General features: G+C 61.4%; 19 protein-coding genes. 10 read left to right on the top strand and 9 right to left on the bottom strand.

What is annotated here, in order from left to right; genetic code table 11:
• Nucleotides 1-61: 61 nt before the first annotated feature.
• From PspR76_RS15685 to PspR76_RS15665, 5 genes are all read left to right on the top strand, one after another.
• A complete protein-coding gene (locus tag PspR76_RS15685; RefSeq protein WP_159956621.1) occupies nucleotides 62-3,559 on the top strand; it encodes a response regulator in 3,498 nt (1,165 codons plus the stop codon).
• On the top strand, nucleotides 3,560-4,390 hold the full coding sequence (locus PspR76_RS15680) for a CheR family methyltransferase (protein WP_174245630.1): 831 nt from the start codon (nucleotides 3,560-3,562) through the stop codon (nucleotides 4,388-4,390).
• Entirely contained in the window at nucleotides 4,387-4,986 is a 600-nt protein-coding gene (locus tag PspR76_RS15675) for a chemotaxis protein CheB (protein WP_159956619.1), read from the top strand. The genes PspR76_RS15680 and PspR76_RS15675 overlap by 4 nt, the downstream gene beginning before the upstream one ends.
• Entirely contained in the window at nucleotides 4,980-6,173 is a 1,194-nt protein-coding gene (locus PspR76_RS15670) for a hybrid sensor histidine kinase/response regulator (protein ID WP_159956618.1), read from the top strand. The genes PspR76_RS15675 and PspR76_RS15670 overlap by 7 nt, the downstream gene beginning before the upstream one ends.
• Nucleotides 6,174-6,251: 78 nt before the next feature.
• Entirely contained in the window at nucleotides 6,252-6,629 is a 378-nt protein-coding gene (locus PspR76_RS15665) for a response regulator (protein ID WP_003217591.1), read from the top strand.
• Between the two features lie 28 nt (nucleotides 6,630-6,657).
• On the opposite strand, the gene PspR76_RS15660 is transcribed toward PspR76_RS15665, so the two are convergent.
• The 4 genes from PspR76_RS15660 to PspR76_RS15645 form a co-directional block, all read right to left on the bottom strand.
• The gene (locus PspR76_RS15660; RefSeq protein ID WP_442966826.1) at nucleotides 6,658-8,280 is read right to left on the bottom strand and encodes an ATP-binding protein; all 1,623 of its coding nucleotides are present in this window, start codon (nucleotides 8,278-8,280) and stop codon (nucleotides 6,658-6,660) included.
• Between the two features lie 47 nt (nucleotides 8,281-8,327).
• Complete coding sequence (locus tag PspR76_RS15655; RefSeq protein WP_159956616.1) at nucleotides 8,328-9,827, bottom strand: ATPase domain-containing protein; 1,500 nt, start codon at nucleotides 9,825-9,827, stop codon at nucleotides 8,328-8,330.
• Between the two features lie 143 nt (nucleotides 9,828-9,970).
• Nucleotides 9,971-11,029, bottom strand: a complete 1,059-nt coding sequence (locus PspR76_RS15650; protein ID WP_159956615.1) for a HEAT repeat domain-containing protein — start codon at nucleotides 11,027-11,029, stop codon at nucleotides 9,971-9,973.
• A 76-nt stretch (nucleotides 11,030-11,105) separates the two neighbouring features.
• Nucleotides 11,106-11,999, bottom strand: coding sequence for a bestrophin family protein (locus tag PspR76_RS15645; RefSeq protein WP_159956614.1), 894 nt, complete (start codon nucleotides 11,997-11,999; stop codon nucleotides 11,106-11,108).
• Nucleotides 12,000-12,225: 226 nt separating this feature from the next.
• Here PspR76_RS15645 and PspR76_RS15640 point away from each other — a divergent pair, with 226 nt between their 5' ends.
• The 5 genes from PspR76_RS15640 to PspR76_RS15620 are packed head-to-tail and all read left to right on the top strand — an operon-like array spanning nucleotide 12,226 to nucleotide 17,783.
• Nucleotides 12,226-13,875, top strand: a complete 1,650-nt coding sequence (locus PspR76_RS15640) for an AMP-binding protein (RefSeq protein ID WP_159956612.1) — start codon at nucleotides 12,226-12,228, stop codon at nucleotides 13,873-13,875.
• A 21-nt stretch (nucleotides 13,876-13,896) separates the two neighbouring features.
• Nucleotides 13,897-14,664: an SDR family NAD(P)-dependent oxidoreductase gene (locus PspR76_RS15635; protein WP_159956610.1), complete on the top strand. Its 768-nt coding sequence runs from the start codon at nucleotides 13,897-13,899 to the stop codon at nucleotides 14,662-14,664.
• Between the two features lie 12 nt (nucleotides 14,665-14,676).
• Nucleotides 14,677-15,861 carry an acetyl-CoA C-acyltransferase gene (locus PspR76_RS15630; protein WP_159956608.1) on the top strand — a complete coding sequence of 395 codons (1,185 nt, stop codon included), beginning with the start codon at nucleotides 14,677-14,679 and terminating at the stop codon, nucleotides 15,859-15,861.
• A gap of 9 nt (nucleotides 15,862-15,870) precedes the next feature.
• Complete coding sequence (locus tag PspR76_RS15625) at nucleotides 15,871-16,998, top strand: acyl-CoA dehydrogenase (protein WP_159956606.1); 1,128 nt, start codon at nucleotides 15,871-15,873, stop codon at nucleotides 16,996-16,998.
• A gap of 11 nt (nucleotides 16,999-17,009) precedes the next feature.
• Nucleotides 17,010-17,783 carry an enoyl-CoA hydratase gene (locus tag PspR76_RS15620; RefSeq protein WP_017738134.1) on the top strand — a complete coding sequence of 258 codons (774 nt, stop codon included), beginning with the start codon at nucleotides 17,010-17,012 and terminating at the stop codon, nucleotides 17,781-17,783.
• Between the two features lie 133 nt (nucleotides 17,784-17,916).
• Here the strand turns inward: PspR76_RS15620 and PspR76_RS15615 are convergent, their stop codons facing one another.
• The 5 genes from PspR76_RS15615 to PspR76_RS15595 all read right to left on the bottom strand — a co-directional run bounded on the left by PspR76_RS15615 (nucleotide 17,917) and on the right by PspR76_RS15595 (nucleotide 23,292).
• Nucleotides 17,917-19,068, bottom strand: coding sequence for an acyl-CoA dehydrogenase family protein (locus tag PspR76_RS15615; RefSeq protein ID WP_159956604.1), 1,152 nt, complete (start codon nucleotides 19,066-19,068; stop codon nucleotides 17,917-17,919).
• A 3-nt stretch (nucleotides 19,069-19,071) separates the two neighbouring features.
• On the bottom strand, nucleotides 19,072-20,175 hold the full coding sequence (locus PspR76_RS15610; protein ID WP_159956602.1) for an enoyl-CoA hydratase/isomerase family protein: 1,104 nt from the start codon (nucleotides 20,173-20,175) through the stop codon (nucleotides 19,072-19,074).
• Between the two features lie 117 nt (nucleotides 20,176-20,292).
• On the bottom strand, nucleotides 20,293-21,006 hold the full coding sequence (locus PspR76_RS15605; RefSeq protein ID WP_159956600.1) for an HPP family protein: 714 nt from the start codon (nucleotides 21,004-21,006) through the stop codon (nucleotides 20,293-20,295).
• Between the two features lie 197 nt (nucleotides 21,007-21,203).
• Nucleotides 21,204-21,347: a hypothetical protein gene (locus tag PspR76_RS31500; RefSeq protein ID WP_197629876.1), complete on the bottom strand. Its 144-nt coding sequence runs from the start codon at nucleotides 21,345-21,347 to the stop codon at nucleotides 21,204-21,206.
• Nucleotides 21,348-21,669: 322 nt separating this feature from the next.
• Complete coding sequence (locus tag PspR76_RS15595; RefSeq protein WP_159956596.1) at nucleotides 21,670-23,292, bottom strand: ArnT family glycosyltransferase; 1,623 nt, start codon at nucleotides 23,290-23,292, stop codon at nucleotides 21,670-21,672.

Raw genomic sequence — 23,292 nt, 5'->3', positions numbered from 1 at the left:
GCCTTGGGGCGTGTTATTCGGGCAAACTCCCTGTTTTTCCGTACCTGGCCAAGGCATGCCCATGACTCCCGCGTCGACTGTCGATGAACAGAGCTTTCGTAAACTCCTGAGCCGTAACGTGGCCCTGCCGTTAGGCGTAGGTGTGCTCAGCGCAGCATTTTTCGTCGTGCTGATCACGTACCTGTTGTCGGTGATCCAGTGGGTCGAGCACACCGATCGGGTCATCAATAACCTCAACGAGTCGTCCAAGCTGACGGTGGACCTGGAAACCGGGCTGCGTGGCTTCCTGATCACCGGCGACGAGCATTTCCTCGACCCGTATGAAGTCGCAAAGCCCCGGATCATTGGCGATTTGCATAATTTGCAGGAGCTGGTGGCGGATAACCCGCAACAGGTGGACCGTCTTAAACGCCTGGAAGCGATGCAGGCCGAGTGGAACAAATACGCGCAATCGATGATCGACCTGCAGCGCAGCAGCGGTGACTACCGTGCAGCGGTGAAGGCGGGCCGGGGCAAGAGCCTGACCGACGCGATTCGCCAGGAATATGTGAACGCGGTCGATATGGAGCAGCAGTTCCGGGTAACCCGTAACGCGGATGTCACTCGCACCACGGTGATCAGCGTCACCCTGTACCTGGCCTTTGTACTCGGTTTGAGCGGCTTCCTGGCGTACAGCGGAAGAAGGAATTTAGTTTCTTTATCAGACAGTTACAGCGCAAACCTCGCGTCCCAACAGAAGATTGCGCGGCGCCTTGAGCAGCAAGCCTGGCTGCGTAATGGCCAGACCGAGCTGGCCGAACAAGTGCTGGGGCAACTCAGCTTGAACATGCTGGGCCGCAACATCCTGCAGTTCTTTGCCCAGTACATGGGCTCCGTGGTTGCGGCGCTGTATGTGCGAGAAGAACATGGCGGTCTGAAGCGCGTCGCCACCTATGGTTTCTCCCGCGATCAGGAGCAGCAGGAACAGTCGATCTACAGCGACGAAGGCATCGTCGGGCAGGCCGCCCAGCTTGATCGCCTGATTCGCCTGGACGATGTGCCGGTGGATTACTTCAAGGTCAGTTCGGGCCTGGGCGAGGGCTCGACCCGCAGCGTGCTGGTGATGCCCACCAGCGATGACGACCGTGTCAACGGGGTGATTGAACTGGGCCTCCTGCGCCCGCTGGAAGACCGCGACGTCGAACTGTTGGAGCTGATTGCCGGCAATATCGGCACCTCCATCGAGGCCGCGCGTTATCGCCAGCGCCTGCAGGAAGTGCTGGCCGAGACCCAGCAGCTCAACGAAGAACTGCAAGTGCAGCAGGAAGAGCTCAAGACCGCCAACGAAGAGCTCGAAGAGCAGTCGCGCATCCTCAAGGAATCCCAGGCCCATCTGGAAACCCAGCAGGCCGAACTTGAGCAGACCAACGAGCAGTTGGCCGAGCAGACGCAAACCCTGGCCGAGCAGCGCGACGCCATGGACCGCAAAAACGTCGAACTCAACCAGGCCCAACTCGCGCTGGAAGATCGCGCCGACGAATTGCAGCGCTCCAGCAAATACAAGTCCGAATTCCTCGCCAACATGTCCCACGAACTGCGCACGCCGCTGAACAGCTCGTTGATCCTGGCCAAGTTGCTGGCGGAAAACCCCCAGGAAAATCTCAGCGCCGAGCAGGTCAAGTTTGCCGAGTCGATTTACTCGGCCGGCAATGACTTGCTCAACCTGATCAACGACATCCTGGATATTTCCAAGGTGGAAGCCGGCAAGCTTGAAGTGCGGCCGGAGAACTCCAGTGTCGTGCGCCTGGTGGACGGCCTGCGCGGCATGTTCGAACCGCTGGCCGCCGACCGCAAGCTGGGCTTCCAGGTCGAGGTGCAGGAAGGTGCGCCGACCTTGCTGTTTACCGATCGCCAGCGCCTGGAGCAGATCCTCAAGAACCTGCTGTCCAACGCCATCAAGTTCACTGAGCAGGGTGAGGTCAGCCTGTCGGTGTCCCGCGCGCCGGGCGAGGGCATCGCTTTCACCGTGCGTGACTCCGGCATCGGTATCGCCCCGGACCAGCAGGAAAGTATCTTTGAGGCCTTCCGTCAGGCCGACGGCACCACCAACCGCCGTTACGGCGGCACCGGCCTGGGCCTGTCGATTTCGCGCGACCTGGCGACGTTGCTCGGCGGCTCTATCAGCGTGACCAGCGAACCGGGTAAAGGCAGTGTGTTTACCTTGGTCTTGCCCGAGCAGTACGTCGAGCGCGAGGAGGGCGCCGCACCGGTTGAGCCGCCACGCCAAGTGGTGACCGCGCCGGCACCCAAGCCTGCTGCGATCTCGCCGCTGCCAGTGGTGGATGTGCAGCAGATCCCGCGCTTTGCCGATGATCGCGACAAGGCCCCGTTCACCACCCGTTGCATCCTGGTGGTGGAAGACGAGCCGAACTTTGCGCGTATCCTCTTCGATCTGGCCCATGAGTTGGGCTACAACTGCCTGGTCGCCCATGGCGCGGACGAAGGCTACAGCCTGGCGGAGGAATTCGTCCCGGACGCGATCCTGCTGGACATGCGCCTGCCGGACCATTCCGGGCTGACCGTACTGCAACGCCTGAAAGAACACGCCAGCACCCGCCACATTCCCGTGCACGTGATTTCCGTGGAAGACCGCGTCGAAGCCGCCATGCACATGGGCGCCATCGGGTATGCCGTGAAACCGACCACCCGCGAAGAGCTCAAGGACGTGTTTGCGCGCCTGGAAGCCAAGCTGACCCAGAAGGTCAAGCGCGTACTGCTGGTGGAAGACGATGACCTGCAGCGCGACAGCATTGCCCGCCTGATCGGCGACGATGACATTGAAATCACCGATGTCGGCTACGCCCAGGCTGCCCTGGACCTGCTGCGCACCAATATCTATGACTGCATGATCATCGACCTCAAGCTGCCGGACATGCTCGGCAATGAGCTGCTCAAGCGCATGGCCACCGAGGACATCTGCTCGTTCCCGCCGGTCATCGTCTACACCGGGCGCAACCTGACCCGTGATGAAGAGGCCGAACTGCGCAAGTATTCGCGTTCGATCATCATCAAGGGCGCGCGCTCACCTGAACGCTTGCTGGACGAAGTGACACTCTTTCTGCACAAAGTCGAATCGCAGCTGTCCCATGACCGCCAGAAGATGCTCAAGACTGCGCGCAGCCGCGACAAGGTCTTCGAGGGGCGCAAAATCCTGCTGGTGGACGACGATGTGCGTAACATCTTCGCCCTGACCAGCGCCCTGGAGCACAAAGGGGCGGTGGTGGTGATCGGCCGTAATGGCCGTGAAGCCATCGACAAACTCAACGAAGTCGACGATATCGATCTGGTGCTGATGGACGTGATGATGCCGGAGATGGACGGTTACGAGGCCACCGCCTTGATTCGCCAGGACCCGCGCTGGAAGAAGCTGCCGATTATTGCGGTGACGGCCAAGGCCATGAAGGACGACCAGGAACGCTGCCTTGCGGCGGGCTCCAACGATTACCTGGCCAAGCCGATTGACCTGGACCGCCTGTTCTCGTTGATTCGCGTATGGCTGCCGAAGATGGAACGCATTTAAGTGGAGCGAAGTTTCTTGGATAAAAGCAGCGACATTGAGCTGCGCCTGCTGATCGAGGCGATTTACCTCAAGTACAGCTATGACTTTCGCGACTATTCCGGTGCGTCGGTCAAACGCCGCGTGGCCCATGCGCTGCGCCAGTTTGACTGCGCGACCATTTCTGCGTTGCAGGAGCGGGTGTTGCACGACCCTGCCGCGTTCATGCAGTTACTGCAGTTTCTAACGATCCCGGTCAGTGAGATGTTTCGCGACCCCTCGCACTTCCTGGCGATCCGCCAGGAAGTGGTGCCGTTGCTCAAGACCTACCCGTCGATCAAGATCTGGATCGCCGGCTGCAGCACGGGCGAGGAGGTGTACTCCATGGCCATCCTGCTGCGTGAAGAGGGCTTGCTGGAGCGCACGATCATTTACGCGACGGACATCAACCCCGCGTCCCTGGACAAAGCCAAGCAGGGGATTTTTTCCCTGGAGAATGTGCGCGCCTACACGGCCAACTATCAGCAGGCCGGCGGCCAACGTTCATTTGCCGACTACTACACGGCGGCCTACGATTACGCGATCTTCGACAAAAGCCTGCGCGAAAACGTTACCTTCGCCGACCACAGCCTGGCGACCGACAGCGTATTCTCAGAAACTCAATTAATTTCATGTCGTAATGTATTGATTTACTTCAATAAAAAATTGCAGGATCGAGCGTTCGGATTGTTTCATGAGTCGCTGTGTCATCGCGGCTTCCTGGTGCTGGGCAGTAAGGAAACCCTGGATTTCTCTGCCTACAGCAAGCAATTCGAGCCCTTGGTCAAGCAGGAACGGATCTACCGAAAATCATGAGCGAGGCGCAAGCGCAACCTATCCGCGGGATTGAGGCCATCGTCGTCGGCGCGTCCGCCGGCGGCGTGGAGGCGTTGCTGAAGATTTTCGGCGAGTTGCCGGAAGGCTTCGGCCTGCCGATCATTGCCGTGCTGCACCTGCCGGATGAGCGTCGCAGCCAGTTGGCGGAAGTGTTTGCACGGCGTCTGCGGGTTCCGGTGAAGGAAGCGCAGGACAAGCAAGTGATCGAAGCGGGCACGGTGTACTTCGCCGGGCCCGGTTATCACCTGTCGGTCGAGCATGACCGCAGCCTGTCCCTGAGCCAGGAAGACCGCGTGCATCATTCCCGGCCAGCCATTGATTACCTGTTTGCGTCCGCCGCCGATGCCTACGGCAAAGGGCTGCTCGCCATTCTTCTGACCGGCGCCAACCAGGATGGCGCCCGTGGCCTGGTCCACGTCCAACAATCGGGCGGCACTACCATCGTACAAGACCCCACGGAAGCACGGATTGCCGTGATGCCGCTGGCGGCCCTGGCGTTGCATACACCCGACCATATTCTGACCTTGAGCCGCATTGCCTCATTGCTGGCTTCCCTGGAATCCTCCCCATGTTAAGTAATATCCAGGCCAAACTGCTGATCGTCGACGATCTGCCGGAAAACCTGTTGGCCCTCGAAGCGCTGATCAAGCGCGAGGATCGCCAGGTCTACAAGGCCTTGAGCGCCGACGAGGCCTTGTCGCTGTTGCTGGAGCACGAGTTCGCCATGGCGATTCTCGACGTGCAGATGCCCGGCATGAACGGCTTCGAGCTGGCCGAACTGATGCGCGGCACCGAAAAAACCAAGAACATCCCGATTGTGTTCGTCAGCGCCGCCGGCCGCGAACTCAACTACGCCTTCAAGGGCTATGAAAGCGGCGCCGTCGACTTCCTGCACAAGCCGCTGGATATCCACGCGGTGAAGAGCAAGGTCAATGTGTTCGTCGACCTGTACCGCCAGAGCAAGGCCATGAAGCTGCAAGTGGAAGCCCTGGAGCGCAGCCGTCGCGAGCAGGAGCTGCTGCTGACGCGCCTGCAAGCCACCCAGGCCGAGCTGGAGCAAGCGGTGCGCATGCGTGATGACTTCATGTCGATCGTCGCCCACGAAGTGCGTACGCCGCTGAACGGCCTGATCCTCGAAACCCAGCTGCGCAAGATGCACCTGGCCCGGGATAACGCTGCAGCGTTTACCCTGGACAAGATGCACGCCATGGTCGACCGCGATGAGCGCCAGATCAAAAGCCTGATTCGCCTGATCGAAGACATGCTCGACGTGTCGCGCATCCGCACCGGAAAACTGTCGATTCGCCCGGCGCGCTTTGACCTCAGCCAGTTGGTGCACAACCTGGTGGAAAACTTTGCGCCGCAAGTGGCCGCTGCCGAGTCATCGATGCACTTGGAGACCCAAGGCCCGGTGGAGGGCAATTGGGACGAGTTTCGCATCGAACAAGTGGTGTCCAACCTGCTGACCAACGCCTTGCGCTACGGGGCCAAGAGCCCGGTGGAAGTGCGGGTGTACACCGAGCATGGCGAAGCGCGCGTGGAAGTACGTGACCATGGCATCGGCATCAGCGAGGACAACCAGAAACGTATTTTCCAACAGTTCGAACGAGTGTCCGCCAGCCATGTGGCGGCGGGCCTGGGCCTGGGATTGTTCATCTCCGAGCAGATCGTGGCAGCCCACGGCGGCACGATCGAAGTGCAAAGCCAGATAGGCGAGGGCGCGCTGTTCCGGGTGTGCCTGCCGCTTGAGGCGTCGACATGAAATCAATCGTCACTTCGACGCAACCTCTGCGTGACCCCATGGTCGTAATTCCAGCTATTGACCGGACAAAGGCTTCCCATGAGTGAAGATGCACAAGATGTCGTTCTGATCGTCGAGGACGACGAATCCATTATGTTTGTGTTGGGTGAATACCTGGCAGGCTTGGGCTACCGGGTCTTGAAGGCTATTGATGGGGAGCAGGCTTTCGAGATCCTCGCGACCAAGCCGCATCTGGACCTGATGGTCACCGACTATCGCCTGCCGGGCGGGATTTCCGGGGTGCAGATTGCTGAGCCTGCGATCAAGCTGCGTCCGGAATTGAAAGTAATCTTTATCAGCGGTTACCCGCAGGAAATTCTCGACTGCAACAGCCCGATCACGCGCAACGCGCCGATCCTGGCCAAGCCGTTTGACCTGGATACGCTGCAAGAGCATATCCAGCGCTTGCTGGCCTGAAGCGCAAGGGGGCTGCGTCCCTGCAGCCCTATTTTTTAATCATCTCACGCACTTTTGCCGTCAACAGATCAAACGTGAACGGCTTGGTGATCAGTTGCATCCCCGGGTCGAGAAAACCACCGCGCACTGCCGCGTGTTCGGCGTAACCGGTGATAAACAACACCTTGAGGTCCGGCCGCAGCTGCCGGCCGATTTCCGCCATTTGCCGGCCATTCATGCCGGGCAGGCCCACGTCGCTGATCAGCAGGTCGATACGCTGTCCGGACTCGATAATGGGCAGTGCCGTATTGGCATCACCCGCCTCGACGGAGGCATACCCCAGCTCTTTGAGCACTGCACACACCAACACCCGCACCGCCGGGTCATCCTCGACGATCAACACGGTTTCACCGGCATTGGCGAATGGCAGCAAGGTCGGGTTAATGGGCGCCTGCGTCTGCATTTCGCCCATGAAACGCGGCAGGAACAGGCTAACGGTGGTGCCGGTGCCGACTTCGCTGTGGATCGTCACATGGCCGTGGGACTGGCGGGCAAAACCATAAATCATCGACAAGCCAAGGCCGGTGCCCTGGCCGATGGGTTTGGTGGTGAAAAACGGATCAAACACGCGGCCCATCAAGTGTTCCGGGATTCCGCAACCGGTGTCACTGACGCTCAGCTCGACGTAATCGCCGGGCTTCAACGTGCCGTAGGCGGCGGTGAACACGCTGTCCAGGTGGCGATTGGTGGTCTCAACCACCAGTTTGCCGCCGCCAGGCATGGCGTCGCGCGCGTTGATCACCAGGTTGAGCAGGGCGCTTTCCAGCTGGTTGGGGTCGGCTTCGGCGGTCCACAGTTGCTCGGTCAGGCGCATGTCGAGGGCGATGCTTTCGTTGATGCTGCGTTGCAGCAGCTCGCCCATGGACGTCACCAGCTGGTTGATTTCCACCGGTTTTGAGTCCAGCGACTGGCGCCGCGAAAACGCCAGCAACCGGTGGGTCAGGCCTGCGGCGCGGTTCGCCGACGTCACGCCGAGGTCGATCAGGCTGTCGAGATCGTCGAGTTTTCCGCGTGACACGCGTCGGCGCAATAGCTCAAGGCTGCCGATAATGCCGGTGAGCATGTTGTTGAAGTCATGGGCGATGCCGCCGGTCAATTGGCCCACGGCTTCCATTTTCTGTGACTGGCGCAGCGCCTCCTCATTGCTGCGCAGTTGCGCCGTGCGCTCTTCGACTTGCTGCTCGAGGGTCTCCAGCGTGCGTTGCAGGCGCAGCTCGCTTTCGCTCAAGTCGATCAAGCGGTCGCGGGCCTCATATTGCCGGCGTCGACCGCGCAGGGCGGCGCTGACCAGGCTGATCAGCGTCACCGGATGGAAAGGGCGCTCAAGAAACGTCACGTTGCCCAGCAGACCGCTCAAATGCGAAGAACCGTTATGGTCGCTGCCGCCATGGTGGGTCATCAGCACGATCGGCAGATCCGACCACGCCGGCTGTTGATGCAGGTACTCCAGCAGCGGCTCGATATCCACGCCGCGCAGTGCTTCGGCGGCAATCACCAGCAAGCCGGCCCCTTGCTCCAGGGCTTCGCATAAATTCGCCAAACTGGTGGCAACGATACCGCTGTAACCGGCTTCGTTGAGCATCATCAGCGCCAGAGAGCCGTCACGGCCCATCGGCGCCAGGATGATTGCACGCTCGGATTCGGGAGAAATGCGCGCCACTAGCCCTCATCCTTGAGCAGGGGCGAGCCGGCGCCCATGTAGGTCGGAATGCCGCGCAATACACCCTGGAAGTTGTCGAGGGGTTCGCCGACGGTCATGCCACGGTTGCCGATGCGGTATTCGCGAATCGTCGACTCGTGGGCACCGGTGCGTTTCTTGATGATCGAAATGGCCCGGCGTACCTTGCCCAAGGCTTCGAAATAACGCAGCAGAATCACGGTGTCAGCCAGGTAAGTGATGTCGACCGGCGCCTGCATGTCACCGACCAGCCCGTGCTGGGCGACGGTCATGAAGGTCGCGGCGCCGCGACGGTTCAGGTACAGCAGCAATTCATGCATGTGCAGGATCAGCGCGTTTTCTTCCGGCATCGCGGCCTGGTAGCCGTTGATGCTGTCGATAACCACGGTTTTGATCCCGCCTTCGTCGACGCAACGGCGTACCCGGTGCGAAAACTCGCCGGGGGACAGCTCGGCGGCGTCGACCTGTTCGATCAACAGGTTGCCGGTGGCTTGCAGCGCGGCGAGGTCGATGCCCATGTTGCCCATGCGCTCGAACAGCAAGCCGAGTTCTTCGTCGAAGATAAACAGCGCAGCTTTTTCGCCACGGGCGACCGCAGCGGCGGCAAAGATCATCGAGATCAGCGATTTGCCCGTACCGGCCGGGCCGAGAATCAAGCTGCTGGAACCGGTCTCGACGCCGCCACCCATCAGGGCGTCCAGCTCGGCGATGCCGCTGCTCAGGGTCTGGCGCACGTAGCCGCCGCGATGCTCGGCGGCGACCAGGCGCGGGAACACATGGATACCGTCGCCCATAATGGTGAAGTCGTGGAAACCCCCGCGGTATTTCTGCCCCCGGTATTTCACCACCCGCACGCGGCGGCGTTCGGCGCCGTAGTTGGGGGTCAGCTCTTCCAGGCGAATCACGCCGTGGGCCACGCTGTGCACGGTTTTATCCAGGGATTCGGTGGTCAGGTCGTCGAGCAGCAGCACCGTGGCGTCGTAGCGCACGAAGTAGTGTTTGATCGCCAGAATCTGGCGGCGATAACGCAGCGAGCTTTGCGCCAGCAGGCGGATTTCCGAAAGGCTGTCGATGACCACGCGGGTCGGCTTGACCCGTTCGACCACTTCAAAGATCTGGCGGGTGGCTTCGCCCAGTTCCAGGTCGGAGGAGTAGAGCAGGCTCTGCTGGTGGTCGGCGTTGAGCAAGCTCTCTGGCGGGGTGAGTTCGAAGATATGGATATTGTCATCCAGGTCCCAGCCGTGGGATTTGGCACCCTGGCGCAGTTCGCGCTCGGTCTCGGACAAGGTGATGTACAGGGATCGCTCACCGTTTTTCGCGCCGGCCTGCAGAAAGTGCAGCGCTACGGTGGTTTTGCCGGTGCCAGGTTCGCCTTCCAGCAAGAACAGGTGGCTGCGTGATAGCCCTCCGGCAAGAATGTCATCAAGACCTTCGATGCCGGTGGCCGCCTTTTCACTGAACAGCTCTTTGGATGTAGACAAGAAGTGCCCTCGGGTCACGTACAAGTAGAGGAGCGCGCCGCCCGGGGCGCGCCATATTTACTTGACCGTAGTGGCCCGTGGCGGTTCAACATTTGGTGACATATGTACAAGGCCGCATGGGTTTTACAGATTTTCTAGCGCGATTACAGGCCTTGCTGCAGGGCCGGGTCATCGGGGTTCTGCTGCTCAAGCTGGGCCAGCAAGACTTGCACATTCTGCAATTGGCCGGTTTCTTTCCAGTAGTTCACGAGCAACACGCGGGCTTTGCGGTTGGCGGGATGGCGCTGAATGATGTCTTCCAACTGGCGCTGGGCCGCTTCCAATTCTTCCTGGGCGTGCAGGGTAGTGGCCAGGTCGTAACGGTAGTCTTGATTGTCCGGCTCCAGCTCCACCGCCTTGGACAGGCCGAGCAAGGCGTAAGGGCGTTCGCCATGGTGCAGCAGCCACATGCCCAGCGCGTGTTGCAAGTAGGCGGACTCCGGGTGCGCCGCCAGTTGCCGCGCCAGCAGTTGGCGGGATTCATCGGTCTTGCCCTGCTTATCCAGCAGCTCGATCTGCGCGACGACCGCTTGCAGGTTGTCCGGCTGCAAACGCATGGCCTGTTCCAACGCATTTTGCGCGTCCGGCAGCAGGGCGCTGTGGATGTAAAGGCGCGCCAGTTGAATCCAGCTTTCAGCGGTTTCGGGCTGACCCTTGAGCTGTTTCACGAATTCATCGAGCACTTGCTGCAACGGCCCGAAGTACAAGCCGAGGGTGTCCGGCGACAGGCCGAGCAAGGCGTTGGCGGCGGCAAAGCGCACTTCTTGTTCGGGATCATCCAGCACCGGCCCCAGCAACAGCACGCGTTGGCCGTTGGGCACCAGGCCGACAATGCTGTGAATCGCCGCCTCGCGCACCAGTGGCGAATCATTGGCCAAGTCTTTATCGGCGAGTTTCAGCGCCTGAGGGCTTGGGTAGTTGGGCAATTCGGCGTGCAAAGCAGCGCGCCGTTCAGGCGAGAGGTCCGGGCGCCCGAGCTGTTGATACAGCACACGGGCCGCACCGGGCTCACCGTTATGCGCCTGCTTCAAGGCTTTGGCGTAACCATGGGCAATCGCCGGCGGCACATTCACCGGGGTAGAGCGTGAGAAAAACCAAGTGAGCAACACGATTAACAACAGGGCGCACAGGCCGATGATGGAGTAACGGCGTGACTTTGACATGCAGGCGTCCAAAAGCTGGGGCAGCTATTGCAAAGCCATCAGCTTCGGTCAGACCACGGCGAGTGTCAAACCCGCATCAGGTCAACACGTATTCAATCGGCTCCAACGCAGGCGGCAAGTCGACTTCGCCGAGCGCCGCAAGAATCTCGCGCTCCAGGCTGCGCACGAGGGCATTGCACGGCAGGTCGTTTTCATCGAAACCAAACGGGTCTTCAAGGTCGTCGCCAATTTCATCCAGGCCAAAGAAGGTGTAGCTGACAATTGCGGTGAACACCGGCGTCAGCCAGCCCAACGGCTCGGCCATGGCGAACGGCAACAGAATGCAGAACAGGTAGATGGTGCGGTGCAGCAGCAATGTGTAAGGGAAGGGCAATGGCGTGTGCTTGATCCGCTCACACGAGGCCTGCACCTGGCTCAGGCTGACCAGTCGGGTTTCCAACTGGGTGTAGCGCCATTCACTGATCACGCCCTGTTCGGCCAACTGCGAAAACCGCGCGCCCAACTGCTGCAATACCTGGTCGGGGAGGTTGGGGTGCGCTTGATTAACTCCGATCCAGGGTGTTATCGCCCCCGCCTCATCCTCATGGCGCAGTCGCGCAATCAAACCGTGGGCAAAGCCGCAAAGGCCACGCAGCAACCCCGCACGCTCAACCGGGTCACCCAGCACCTGGGTTTCGCGAATCAGCGAGCGCACCTCAATGATCATTTGCCCCAGTTGCTTGCGGCCTTCCCACCAGCGGTCGTAGCAGGCGTTGTTGCGAAAGCTCATGAAGATCGACAGCGACAACCCCAGCAAGGTGAAGGGCGTGGCGTTGACCTTGGAAAAGTAGGCCGGGTGCAGGGTTTCGACCAGCACGATCACCGAGGCCAGCAAGGTCACCAGCAGGCTGCGCAAGGCAATGCGCTTGGCAATCGAACCCTTGAGGGAAAACAGGATACCCAGGAGGTTGGGTTTGGGACGGACGATCATCGCGGGGAGACTTCTTCGCTGGCGCAGGCCATCAGGTTAGAAGGCCGGGCCCAAAGCGTCCAATCACTTGGGCTGACCAACTGATCAGCGCGATCAATGATTGGCCAAACCAGTCAGCCAAGTTGAAGGCTTTGACCATTGCCGCTGCAGCGCTCTAGAGCGACTATTTCCACGATTTACATGCTGAAAAACGTCCTGAAAATAAAAACCACAAGGATTTGAAGCGATGCGTGAGTATTTGGCTGCCACCACCGAGTTTGATTACCAGCACACCGTCGATACCGCACTGGCCGGTAACCTGCAGGCGCTGAATGCCTGCGTGGAATGCTGCGACCGGCACGCGTTGCCGGGGCGCATCGCGCTGTTTTGGGAGGGCAAGGACGGGCAAAGCGCGACGTCAACCTTTACTCAATTGCAGGACCAGGCGGCCCGCTTCGCCAATTTCCTCTTGGCCCAGGGCGTCAAGCGCGGTGACAAGGTCGCGGGCCTGCTGCCACGCACGGCGGAACTGCTGGTGGTGGTGTTCGCCACCTGGCGCATTGGTGCGGTTTACCAGCCGCTGTTCACTGCGTTTGGCCCCAAAGCCATCGAGCACCGGCTGAGCAGTTCCGGCGCGGCGCTGGTGGTCACCGATGCGGTGAACCGGCCCAAGCTGGCCGAAGTCGAGGGCTGCCCGACCATCGTCACGGTCGCCGGCGCCAAGGGCGAAGGCATCGTGCGCGGCGATTACAGCTTCTGGGCCGAGTTGCCCAACTATTCAAATGCCTGCGAGCCGGTGTTGCTGGGCGCAGACGACCCATTCCTGTTGATGTTCACCTCGGGCACCACCGGCCCGTCGAAAGCGCTGTCGGTGCCGCTCAAGGCGATTGTCGCGTTCCAGAGCTACACCCGCGACGCCGTGGACCTGCGCCCCGAAGACGCGTTCTGGAACGTGGCCGATCCGGGCTGGGCCTACGGCATTTATTTCGGCGTCACCGGGCCGTTGTCCATGGGCCACCCGATCACCTTCTACGATGGACCGTTCACCCTGGAAAGCACCTGCCGGGTGATCAACAAGTATGCAATTACCAATCTCACCGGTTCGCCGACCGCCTACCGCCTGCTGATTGCCGGTGGCGAGCAGTTCGCGCGGTCGATCAAGGGCAAGCTGCGCATTGTCAGCAGCGCCGGCGAGCCATTGAACCCCGAGGTTATCCGCTGGTTTGCCGACAACCTCGGCGTGACCATCCACGACCACTACGGCCAGACCGAGTTGGGCATGGTGCTGTGCAACCACCACGGCCTTGAGCATCCGGTGCATGTCGGCTCGGCCGGCTTTGCCTCGCCGGGGCACCGCATTGTGGTGCTGGATGACGATTATCAGGAGCTGCCTGCCGGGCAGCCGGGCATCCTCGCCATCGACCGTGAACAGTCGCCGATGTGCTGGTTCGCCGGCTACGACGGCGTGAAGACCAAGGCGTTTGTCGGCAAGTACTACCTCAGCGGTGACACCGTGGAGTTGAACCCGGACGGCAGCATCAGCTTTGTCGGGCGCAGTGACGATGTGATCACCACCTCCGGCTACCGCGTCGGCCCGTTCGACGTGGAGAGCGCGCTGGTCGAACACCCGGCCGTGATCGAGGCCGCCGTGGTCGGCAAGCCCGACCCGGAGCGCACCGAACAGGTCAAGGCCTTCGTGGTGATCAACGCGCAATACCGCGCCACCCCGGAACTCGCCGAGGAGTTGCGCCTGCACGTGCGCAAGCGTCTCGCCGCGCATGCTTACCCGCGAGAAATCGAATTTGTCAGCGACTTGCCCAAGACCCCAAGCGGCAAGTTGCAGCGTTTTATTTTGCGTAATCAGGAAATCGCCAAAACTCAAGCGACAACGGCGTGATCCCCTTCAAAGGAAATCATGATGCAGATTGAAAACAAGGTATTCCTGGTCAGCGGCGGCGCGTCGGGCCTCGGCGCGGCCACCGCTGAAATGCTGGTAGCCGCCGGCGCCAAGGTGATGCTGGTGGACCTGAATGCCGAGGCTGTCGAGGCCAAGGCCAGGCAGCTCGGCGCTAACGCCCGCAGCGCCGTCGCGGATATCAGCCAGGAAGCCGCTGCCGAAGCGGCGGTGCACGCTGCCGTTGATGCCTTTGGCGCGCTGCATGGGCTGGTGAACGGCGCCGGCGTGGTGCGCGGCGAGAAGATCCTCGGCAAAAACGGCCCGCACGCCCTCGCCAGCTTTGCCCAGGTGATCAACGTCAACCTGATCGGCAGCTTCAACCTGCTGCGCCTGGCCGCTGCGGCCATCGCCGAAACCGAAGCGAATGCCGATGGCGAGCGCGGCGTGATCATCAACACCGCCTCGGTGGCCGCCTTTGACGGGCAGATCGGCCAGGCGGCGTATGCGGCGTCCAAGGGCGCCATCGCCAGCCTGACGCTGCCGGCCGCCCGCGAACTGGCGCGCTTCGGCATTCGGGTCATGACCATCGCCCCGGGCATTTTCGAAACGCCAATGATGGCCGGCATGACACCCGAAGTGCGCGACTCCCTGGCCGCCGGCGTGCCATTCCCGCCGCGCCTGGGCAAGCCCGCCGAGTACGCCGCGCTGGTACGCCACATCATTGAAAACAGCATGCTCAACGGCGAGGTGATCCGTCTCGACGGTGCCTTGCGCATGGCCGCCAAGTAAGGAGGATTTTTTATGAACGACCCCATCGTAATCGTCAGTGCCGTGCGTACGCCCATGGGCGGTTTCCAGGGCGACCTCAAAGGGCTGACCGCGCCGCAACTGGGCGCTGCCGCGATCCGCGCTGCCGTCGAACGCGCCGGTATTGCCAGCGATGCCGTGGATGAAGTGCTGTTCGGCTGCGTGTTGCCCGCAGGCCTCGGCCAGGCGCCGGCGCGTCAGGCGGCCTTGGGCGCCGGGTTGGACAAGGGCACCCGCTGCACCACGCTCAACAAGATGTGCGGCTCGGGCATGGAAGCCACGATTCTTGCCCACGACTCGCTGCTGGCCGGCAGTGTCGACGTGGTGGTCGCCGGTGGCATGGAAAGCATGTCCAACGCGCCGTATTTGCTTGACCGCGCGCGCAGCGGCTACCGCATGGGCCACGGCAAGGTGCTCGACCACATGTTCCTCGACGGCCTCGAAGACGCCTACGACAAGGGCCGCCTGATGGGCACCTTTGCCGAAGACTGCGCCGAGCACAACGGCTTTAGCCGTGAGGCCCAGGACGCCTTCGCCATCGCCTCGCTGACCCGTGCCCAAGAGGCCATCACCCACGGCAGCTTCGCCGCCGAGATCGTGCCGGTGCAGGTCACCGTGGGCAAAGAGCAAAAAACCATCCTGCATGACGAGCAACCTCCCAAGGCCAAGCTCGACAAGATCGCCAGCCTGAAACCGGCGTTCCGCGAAGGCGGCACGGTGACGGCGGCCAACTCCAGTTCGATTTCCGACGGCGCGGCGGCATTGCTGCTGATGCGCCAGTCCGAAGCGGACAAGCGCGGCCTCAAACCGCTGGCGGTGATCCATGGCCACGCAGCGTTTGCCGATGAGCCAGGGCTGTTCCCGGTGGCGCCGGTGGGCGCGATTCGCAAGCTGATGAGCAAGACCGGCTGGCACCTCGGCGACGTCGACCTGTTCGAGATCAACGAAGCCTTTGCGGTGGTCAGCCTCGTGACCATGAGCAAGCTGGAAATCCCTCACAGCAAGGTCAATGTCCACGGTGGCGCCTGCGCCCTGGGCCATCCGATCGGCGCATCGGGCGCGCGAATTCTGGTGACGTTGCTCTCGGCCCTGCGCCAGAAAGGCCTCAAGCGCGGCGTTGCTGCTATCTGTATCGGCGGTGGTGAAGCCACGGCCATGGCCGTTGAATGCGTGTATTAAGGACCGTTTATGCTGCCCAATGACGAACAACTGCAAATCAGCGACGCGGCCCGGCAATTCGCCCAGGAGCGCTTGAAGCCCTTCGCCGCCGAATGGGACCGCGAGCATCGCTTTCCCAAGGAAGCCATCGGCGAAATGGCCGAGCTGGGCTTTTTCGGCATGCTGGTGCCGGAACAGTGGGGCGGTTGCGACACCGGCTACCTCGCCTATGCGATGGCCCTGGAGGAGATCGCCGCCGGTGACGGCGCCTGCTCGACCATCATGAGCGTGCACAACTCGGTGGGCTGCGTGCCGATTCTTAAATTCGGCAACGATCAGCAGAAAGAACAGTTCCTCAAGCCCCTGGCCAGCGGTGCCATGCTCGGCGCCTTTGCACTGACCGAACCGCAGGCTGGTTCCGACGCCAGCAGCCTGAAAACCCGCGCACGCCTGGACGGCGATCACTATGTATTGAACGGCTGCAAACAGTTCATCACCTCCGGGCAGAACGCCGGGATCGTGATTGTGTTCGCAGTCACCGACCCGGCTGCCGGCAAGCGTGGGATCAGCGCGTTTATCGTGCCCACCGACTCACCGGGCTATACCGTCGCGCGAGTCGAAGACAAACTTGGTCAGCATGCGTCCGACACCTGCCAGATTTTGTTTGAAGACGTGAAGGTGCCGGTGGCGAACCGGCTTGGGGAGGAGGGTGAAGGCTACAAGATCGCCCTGGCCAACCTCGAAGGTGGGCGCGTGGGCATCGCCTCGCAGTCGGTGGGCATGGCCCGCGCCGCGTTTGAAGCCGCCCGCGACTATGCGCGTGAGCGCGAAAGTTTTGGCAAAGCCTTGATCGAACACCAGGCCGTGGCGTTCCGCCTGGCCGACATGGCCACGCAAATCGCGGTCGCCCGGCAGATGGTGCACTACGCCGCCGCCCTGCGCGACAGCGGCAAGCCGGCCTTGGTCGAAGCCTCGATGGCCAAGCTGTTCGCCTCGGAAATGGCCGAAAAAGTCTGCTCGGCCGCCTTGCAAACCTTGGGCGGTTACGGTTACCTGAGCGACTTCCCCTTGGAGCGGATCTACCGCGATGTGCGGGTCTGCCAGATTTACGAAGGCACCAGCGATATCCAGCGCATGGTCATCTCACGCAATCTTTAAGGAGCCGATACATGAGTTACGAAACCATTTTGCTTGAAGTGCAGGGCCGCGTCGGGCTGATTACCCTTAATCGCCCGCAAGCCCTGAACGCCTTGAATGCGCAGCTGGTCAGCGAGTTGAACCAGGCGCTGGACGGCCTGGAAGCCAACCCGGAAATCGGCTGCATCGTGCTGACCGGCTCGAAAAAAGCCTTTGCCGCCGGTGCCGACATCAAGGAAATGGCCGAACTGACCTACCCGCAGATCTACCTCGACGACCTGTTCAGCGACAGCGACCGCGTGGCCAACCGCCGCAAGCCGATCATTGCCGCCGTCAACGGCTTCGCCCTGGGTGGCGGCTGCGAACTGGCGTTGATGTGCGACTTCATCCTGGCGGGCGATGGCGCCAAGTTCGGCCAGCCGGAAATCAACCTCGGCGTGCTGCCGGGCATGGGCGGCACCCAACGCCTTACGCGTGCAGTGGGCAAAGCCAAAGCCATGGAAATGTGCCTGACCGGGCGCTTTATCGATGCGGTGGAAGCTGAACGCTGCGGGATTGTGGCGCGCATCGTGCCGGCAGATGAGCTGCTGGAAGAAGCGTTGAAAGTCGCGACGCTGATCGCTGGCAAATCGGTGCCGATCAGCATGATGGTCAAGGAAAGCGTGAACCGCGCGTTTGAAGTGAGCCTGTCCGAAGGCGTGCGCTTTGAACGCCGAGTGTTCCATGCCGCGTTTGCGACACAGGATCAGAAAGAAGGCATGGCCGCATTCGTGGCCAAGCGTGCACCTGAGTTCAAGGACAAGTAACCCGGTCTCAAGAACCCTGGAGATCAAACTGTGGGAGCGGGCTTGCCTGCGATAGCATCACCTCGGTCTGTCAGATTAACCGAGGTGTCTGCATCGCCGGCAAGCCAGCTCCTACAGGGAACCCTTGTGGGTTTTAGAGTTGATAGTTCTTCAATTCCCGCGCAATCACCATCCGCTGAATCTCGCTGGTACCCTCGTAAATCTGCGTGATCCGCGCATCCCGGTAGTAACGCTCTACCGGGTAATCCTCCAGATACCCATACCCGCCATGAATCTGCATCGCTGAAGAGCAGACCTTTTCGGCCATTTCCGAGGCGAACAGCTTGGCCTGGGACGCTTCCGACAGGCATGGCTTGCCGGCGCTGCGCAGGCGCGCGGCGTGCAGGATCAGCAAGCGTGCCGCGTTCAAGCGGGTTTGCATGTCGGCCAGCAGGTTGGCAACGCTCTGGTGCTCGATAATCGCCTGTTTGAACTGCACTCGGTCGCGGGCATACACCAGCGCCGCTTCAAACGCCGCGCGGGCGATGCCCAGGGCCTGGGCGGCAATGCCGATGCGCCCGCCTTCGAGGTTGGACAGCGCAATGGCCAGGCCTTTGCCGCGCTCACCCAGCAGGTTGGCTTCGGGCACCGAGCACCCGTTGAGGGTGACCGCGCAGGTGTCCGAGGCGCGAATGCCCATCTTGTGTTCCGTGCGATCGACCACAAACCCCGGCGTGGCGGTGGGCACCAGAAACGCGGAAATACCTTTCTTGCCCAAGTCCGGGTCGGTCACCGCAAACACAATCGCCAGCTTGGCGCGCTTGCCGTTGCTCACGAACTGCTTGGCACCGTTAATCACCCACTGGCCATCGCGCAGCTCGGCGCGCGTACGCAGGTTGTGCGCCTCGGAACCGGCCTGGGGTTCGGTCAGGCAGAAACAGCCGATGGCCTGGCCACTGGCGAGGTCAGGCAGCCAGGTTTGCTTCTGTTCGTGTGTGCCGTAGTTGAGGATGGGCCCGCAACCGACTGAATTATGGATACTCATCAGTGCGCCGGTGGCGCCATCGCCGGCGGAAATCTCTTCGACCGCCAGGGCATAGGCGACGTAATCGACATAGGTGCCGCCCCATTCCTCGGGCACTACCATGCCCAGCAGGCCCAGTTCACCCATCTTGGCGACTAGGGCATCATCGATCCAGCCGGCTTTTTCCCAGGCTTGGGCGTGAGGGGCGATTTCGCCACGGGCGAAGTCACGCGCCATGTCGCGAATCATCACTTGTTCTTCAGTGTATTCAATATCTTGCATGGCTTATCTCCCAACCTGCTTGAAGTTGTGGAAGAAACTTTCGACATGGCTGGCGTCGAGCCCGTGGATTGCGGGCGGGTTCCAACGCGGGGTTTTGTCCTTGTCGATGATCAACGCGCGCACGCCTTCGATCAGATCGCCGCGCTCGAACCATTGGCGGTCCAGGTGCAGTTCCAGCGCGAAGCACTGCTCCAACGGCAGGCGGCGACCACGACGCAGCATTTCGAGGGTGACGGCCATCGCCAGCGGCGAGCGGGTCTGCATCAGGTTCGCGGTCGTCAAGGCCCACTCATGGGTGTCGGCCACGGTGACTTGCTGCAACTGCTCAACGATGCTCGGCACGTCGGGCAGGGCGAAGAAATGGTCAATGGCTGGGCGCAAAGCCGCCAGCGGCGGGTCGGGCAATTGCTGCACGGCCAATTTGGCCAGTACACCTTGCAGGTCCTTGAGCGGCGAGTACTGCCATTGCAGGCGGTCGAGCTTGTGGTCCAGGTCGATGAGTTTGGCGCTGTCGATGCACCAGTCCGCCAGCCCGCAGTACAGCGCGTCGGCGGCGCGAATCTGCACGCCGGTCACGCCGAGGTAGATTCCCAGCTCACCAGGAATGCGCGGCAGGAAGTAGCTGCCGCCCACATCCGGAAAATAACCAATCGCCACTTCCGGCATGGCCAGGCGGCTGCGCTCGGTGACTACGCGCAGGTCGGCGCCTTGTACCAGGCCCATGCCGCCGCCCAGAACGAACCCGTCCATCAGCGCCAGTACGGGCTTGCTGTAATGATGGATGGCCAGGTCAAGGGCGTACTCCTCGACGAAGAAGTCTTCGTGCAGGCGATCGCCGCTCTTGAAGCTGTCGTAGAGGGAGCGAATGTCGCCACCGGCGCAGAAGGCTTTTTCGCCCGCGCCGCGCAATACCACGGCATAGACCTGCGGATCGTCCGCCCAGGCCTGCAATTGCGCGGTCAGGCTGCGGACCATGTCCAGGGTAATGGCGTTCAAGCCGGCGGGGCGATTGAGGGTGAGGTGGCCGATGTGGTTGCGGACGTCGGCCAACACTTCTCCCTGAAGAAACTCGGCGCGGCTTGTTTCGGATGAAACCTGAGCAGTCATCTGTAACTCCCTGCTTTTATTGTTCTTTATCAAGATGTTCGCGGACGAACCCTCTCGCGATCGTACCAGTGCAAATTTGCCCCGTACAACCCGGAATCATGCAGGTCGTTTTTGCATTTATGCAGCAGGGCGGCTGGCCAGTACTTCGCCGATGCTGCGCCGTCGCGCATGGCCTTCAGCCGCTTGGATCAGTTGTTCAAGCTCCGTCGGCGCCACGTCGTAGAACTGCTCCATTTCAGCCAGCGCCTGCTTCAAGTCGGCCGCGGTGATCGACGGGTCCGTAAGCGGCGCAGCCTGACCCATGACGACGCTCTGCGCCTCAAGCGTGCCCTTGGGGTAACGCGTGCGGGTGGCGTTGTTATAGGCCAGCGCGCACGCCAGCAATGCCCCTGCGCCGAGCATGACCGGCGCGAGTTCCTGCCAACCGAGGGCAATCGAGGCCGGGTCGGCGAGCACCAGGGTCATGGCCAGGCCGCCTGCTGGCGGGTGCAGGCAACGTAGCCAGCAGATCAGGATAACCGTCATGCCGGCCGCCAGGCAGGCGCTGCCCAACGTGCGCCCCAATACCCGGGCGACCAATAGCGCTACAACGCCTGCGCACAGGTAACTGCCGATAATCGACCAAGGCTGGGCCAGCGCTCCGGACGACACCGCAAACAGCAGCACGGCCGAAGCACCGAGCGGGCCGAGCAGGTGCAAGGCCACCTCCATGCCAAACACTTGGGCACACACCCACACGCTGAGCAGCGTGCCCAAGGCTATGCCGATGGCGGCGCGGCTCCATTCGGCGGGGCGGGTATTGATGGCGGAGGGTAACCAGCGAGCGAGCATCGAGCGGATCCATAACAAAGCGGCAAAAAAAAAGGCTCGCCTGGTTGCCCGGATAAGCCCTTTGAAAGTTCCAACATTTGGGGGAAGGAACCCGCGCAGTCTGCCGACCTTGGCGCTTAAGCGCCAGTGCATATTAATGAGGGTTGAATGCAGGAATAGTGCAGTTAATTCGCCGCACTGAAACGCGCAGGGCGGTGCTAGTGTGCCGGCGCGGTGCTCAAATGACCCAGTACACGTGTATCCGCTTCTTCGCTGAATAGTTGCCTTTGCAGGCTTTCCTGCAGCGCAGGGTCGTTGGATAGCGGCCCTTTCAACGCCACCAGGGCGTCACGCAGTGCCATCAACCGATCCAGCCTCGGCGGAGGAATAAACAACAGATCTTCCTGCACGGCATTGCCCTCATAAGAAGTAGGCCACGGTATGTGCGTGGCCCACAGCATCCTTGTCGTTATGCAGCATGCACTTACCCCAGACGGTTGAGACCGTGGTGGTAGATAGTTAATGCGCTGGGCAACGAGTCTACATTTGGGTTCCAGGCGCAGGAAGACAAAGCGCGCCAGCCGTTACGCATAGCTATGTAGGTGTTTTCTTGGTGGTTATGACGAAAAACGCCCACTCTTCACAGAGTGGGCGTTGTTTATTAAACGGCTGCTGTAAACGCGATCAGGGCGAGGAGGGCTTGGCCAGATGCAGCAACACATAAGGGTCTTTATCGAACTCGCCGGTCAGCGTCGGCGTGAGCGACCGCAAGCGCGGGTCCTGCAAACGATTGAAGTCCTGTGCACTCATCACTAGCCAGGCAGGCGCTTGCAGCGGCGCCAGGTCAGCGGATGACTGGGTAAACAGCGGCACCTTATCGCAGTCGAAGTTGACCATGAACTTGATGGCCTTGGCGTCTTTACCCAAGCCATGCAGAACCACCGGTGCCGGTTGCTGCATGATCTGGGCTTTGACCGCGAGGCTGAAAGAGCGGGTGTCGTAGAGCGAGCGCTCCAAAGGTTCGACCACCACAATATAGGTCGACCACAGCGCAAGCACCGCCGCGAATGCCGGCGCCAGTGGCCGCCACCGAGGTTTCAGTACCGCCAGCAACGCCAGTACCTGCAAAACGCCCAATACCGTGAAGATCAGCCCAAGGCTGCTGAGCTGTTCCGGATAACGCCGCCGCGCCACCACCAGGCCAATCACCAGCAGCGCCGGCAACAGCGTCCAGACGCCCAGCATCAAGCCGCGCAACCACGCAAACAGTCGACCTTGGGTAACCTGGAAGGGGTACGCTGCGATGATCGCCGCCATCGGCAGCATCGGGAGAATGTAGCGGGCTTTTTTCGCCTGCGGTACCGACAAACCCAGCATCACCAGCAAACCGGCCGCCGCGCAGTACAACACCAGCTGCAATGCCGGGTCCGGCGCGCGACGCCCGCCCGCCGCCACGGCCAGCAGCGCCAACAGCGCCAGCGGATAGGCCAGGGCGTAATTGCCCATGGAACTGGTGAAGTAATACAGCACGCCGCCGGAGCCTTCGGTGCCGTCCATACGCCCCAGGAACTGCATGCGGATCACGTCCTGCATGAACTCCTCGCCACCACTGAGCTTGGCCAGCAATAACAGCAGGCCGACACACGCCGCCAGCAACGCCAGGGCGATCAAGCCGAAGGTGAACAGCTGCCGCCATTGCCGGTTAAGCGCGTAGTAGCTGCACAGCACACCCGTTGGAATCACCAGGCCGATCGGCCCACGGATGGCAAAGCCGACAATCAGCAGCAGGAACAACCAATGCAAGCGTTTGGCCGCGCCGAAGTGATCGTGCGCATAACCCAGGTAGAACACTGCCAGGGCAACCAAGGCGAGCATCTGGTCCAAAGACACCGCGCGGGTTTCGTTGATAAAGGTGCTGCTGAGCAGCAACATCGCGATGCTCAGCAGGCCCCAGCGCGTGGAGTAGGGCGCCGTCAGGCGATACACCAGGGTGACGATCAGCGCCGACGCAATGGATGTGGGCAACCACGCGGTAAAGCTGGTGACCTGGCCAAACGGCAACGACAACACCCACGTCAACAGTGTCGAGGTTGCCAGGTAATCGGCGTAGGGCTGGCCGTAGGTGGTGGGGAAGAAACTCGGCCCGTGGCGCAGCATTTCCTGGGCAAACACCACGAAGCGCGAGTCGAACCCGATAATCGCCTGGTGCCAGTTACCCAGAATAAACAGCACCAGTGCCAAGAGCCCAAGCCCCAGCGACTGGTGACGGACCGTTGCGGTGAGCAAGGGCGGATGAGCTATGTTCAC

Origin of the sequence: Pseudomonas sp. R76 (genome assembly GCF_009834565.1) — a bacterium.
Taxonomy (GTDB): domain Bacteria; phylum Pseudomonadota; class Gammaproteobacteria; order Pseudomonadales; family Pseudomonadaceae; genus Aquipseudomonas.
Note: the sequence above shows the minus strand (reverse complement) of the source record. Positions and strands in the feature narration are given on the sequence as shown.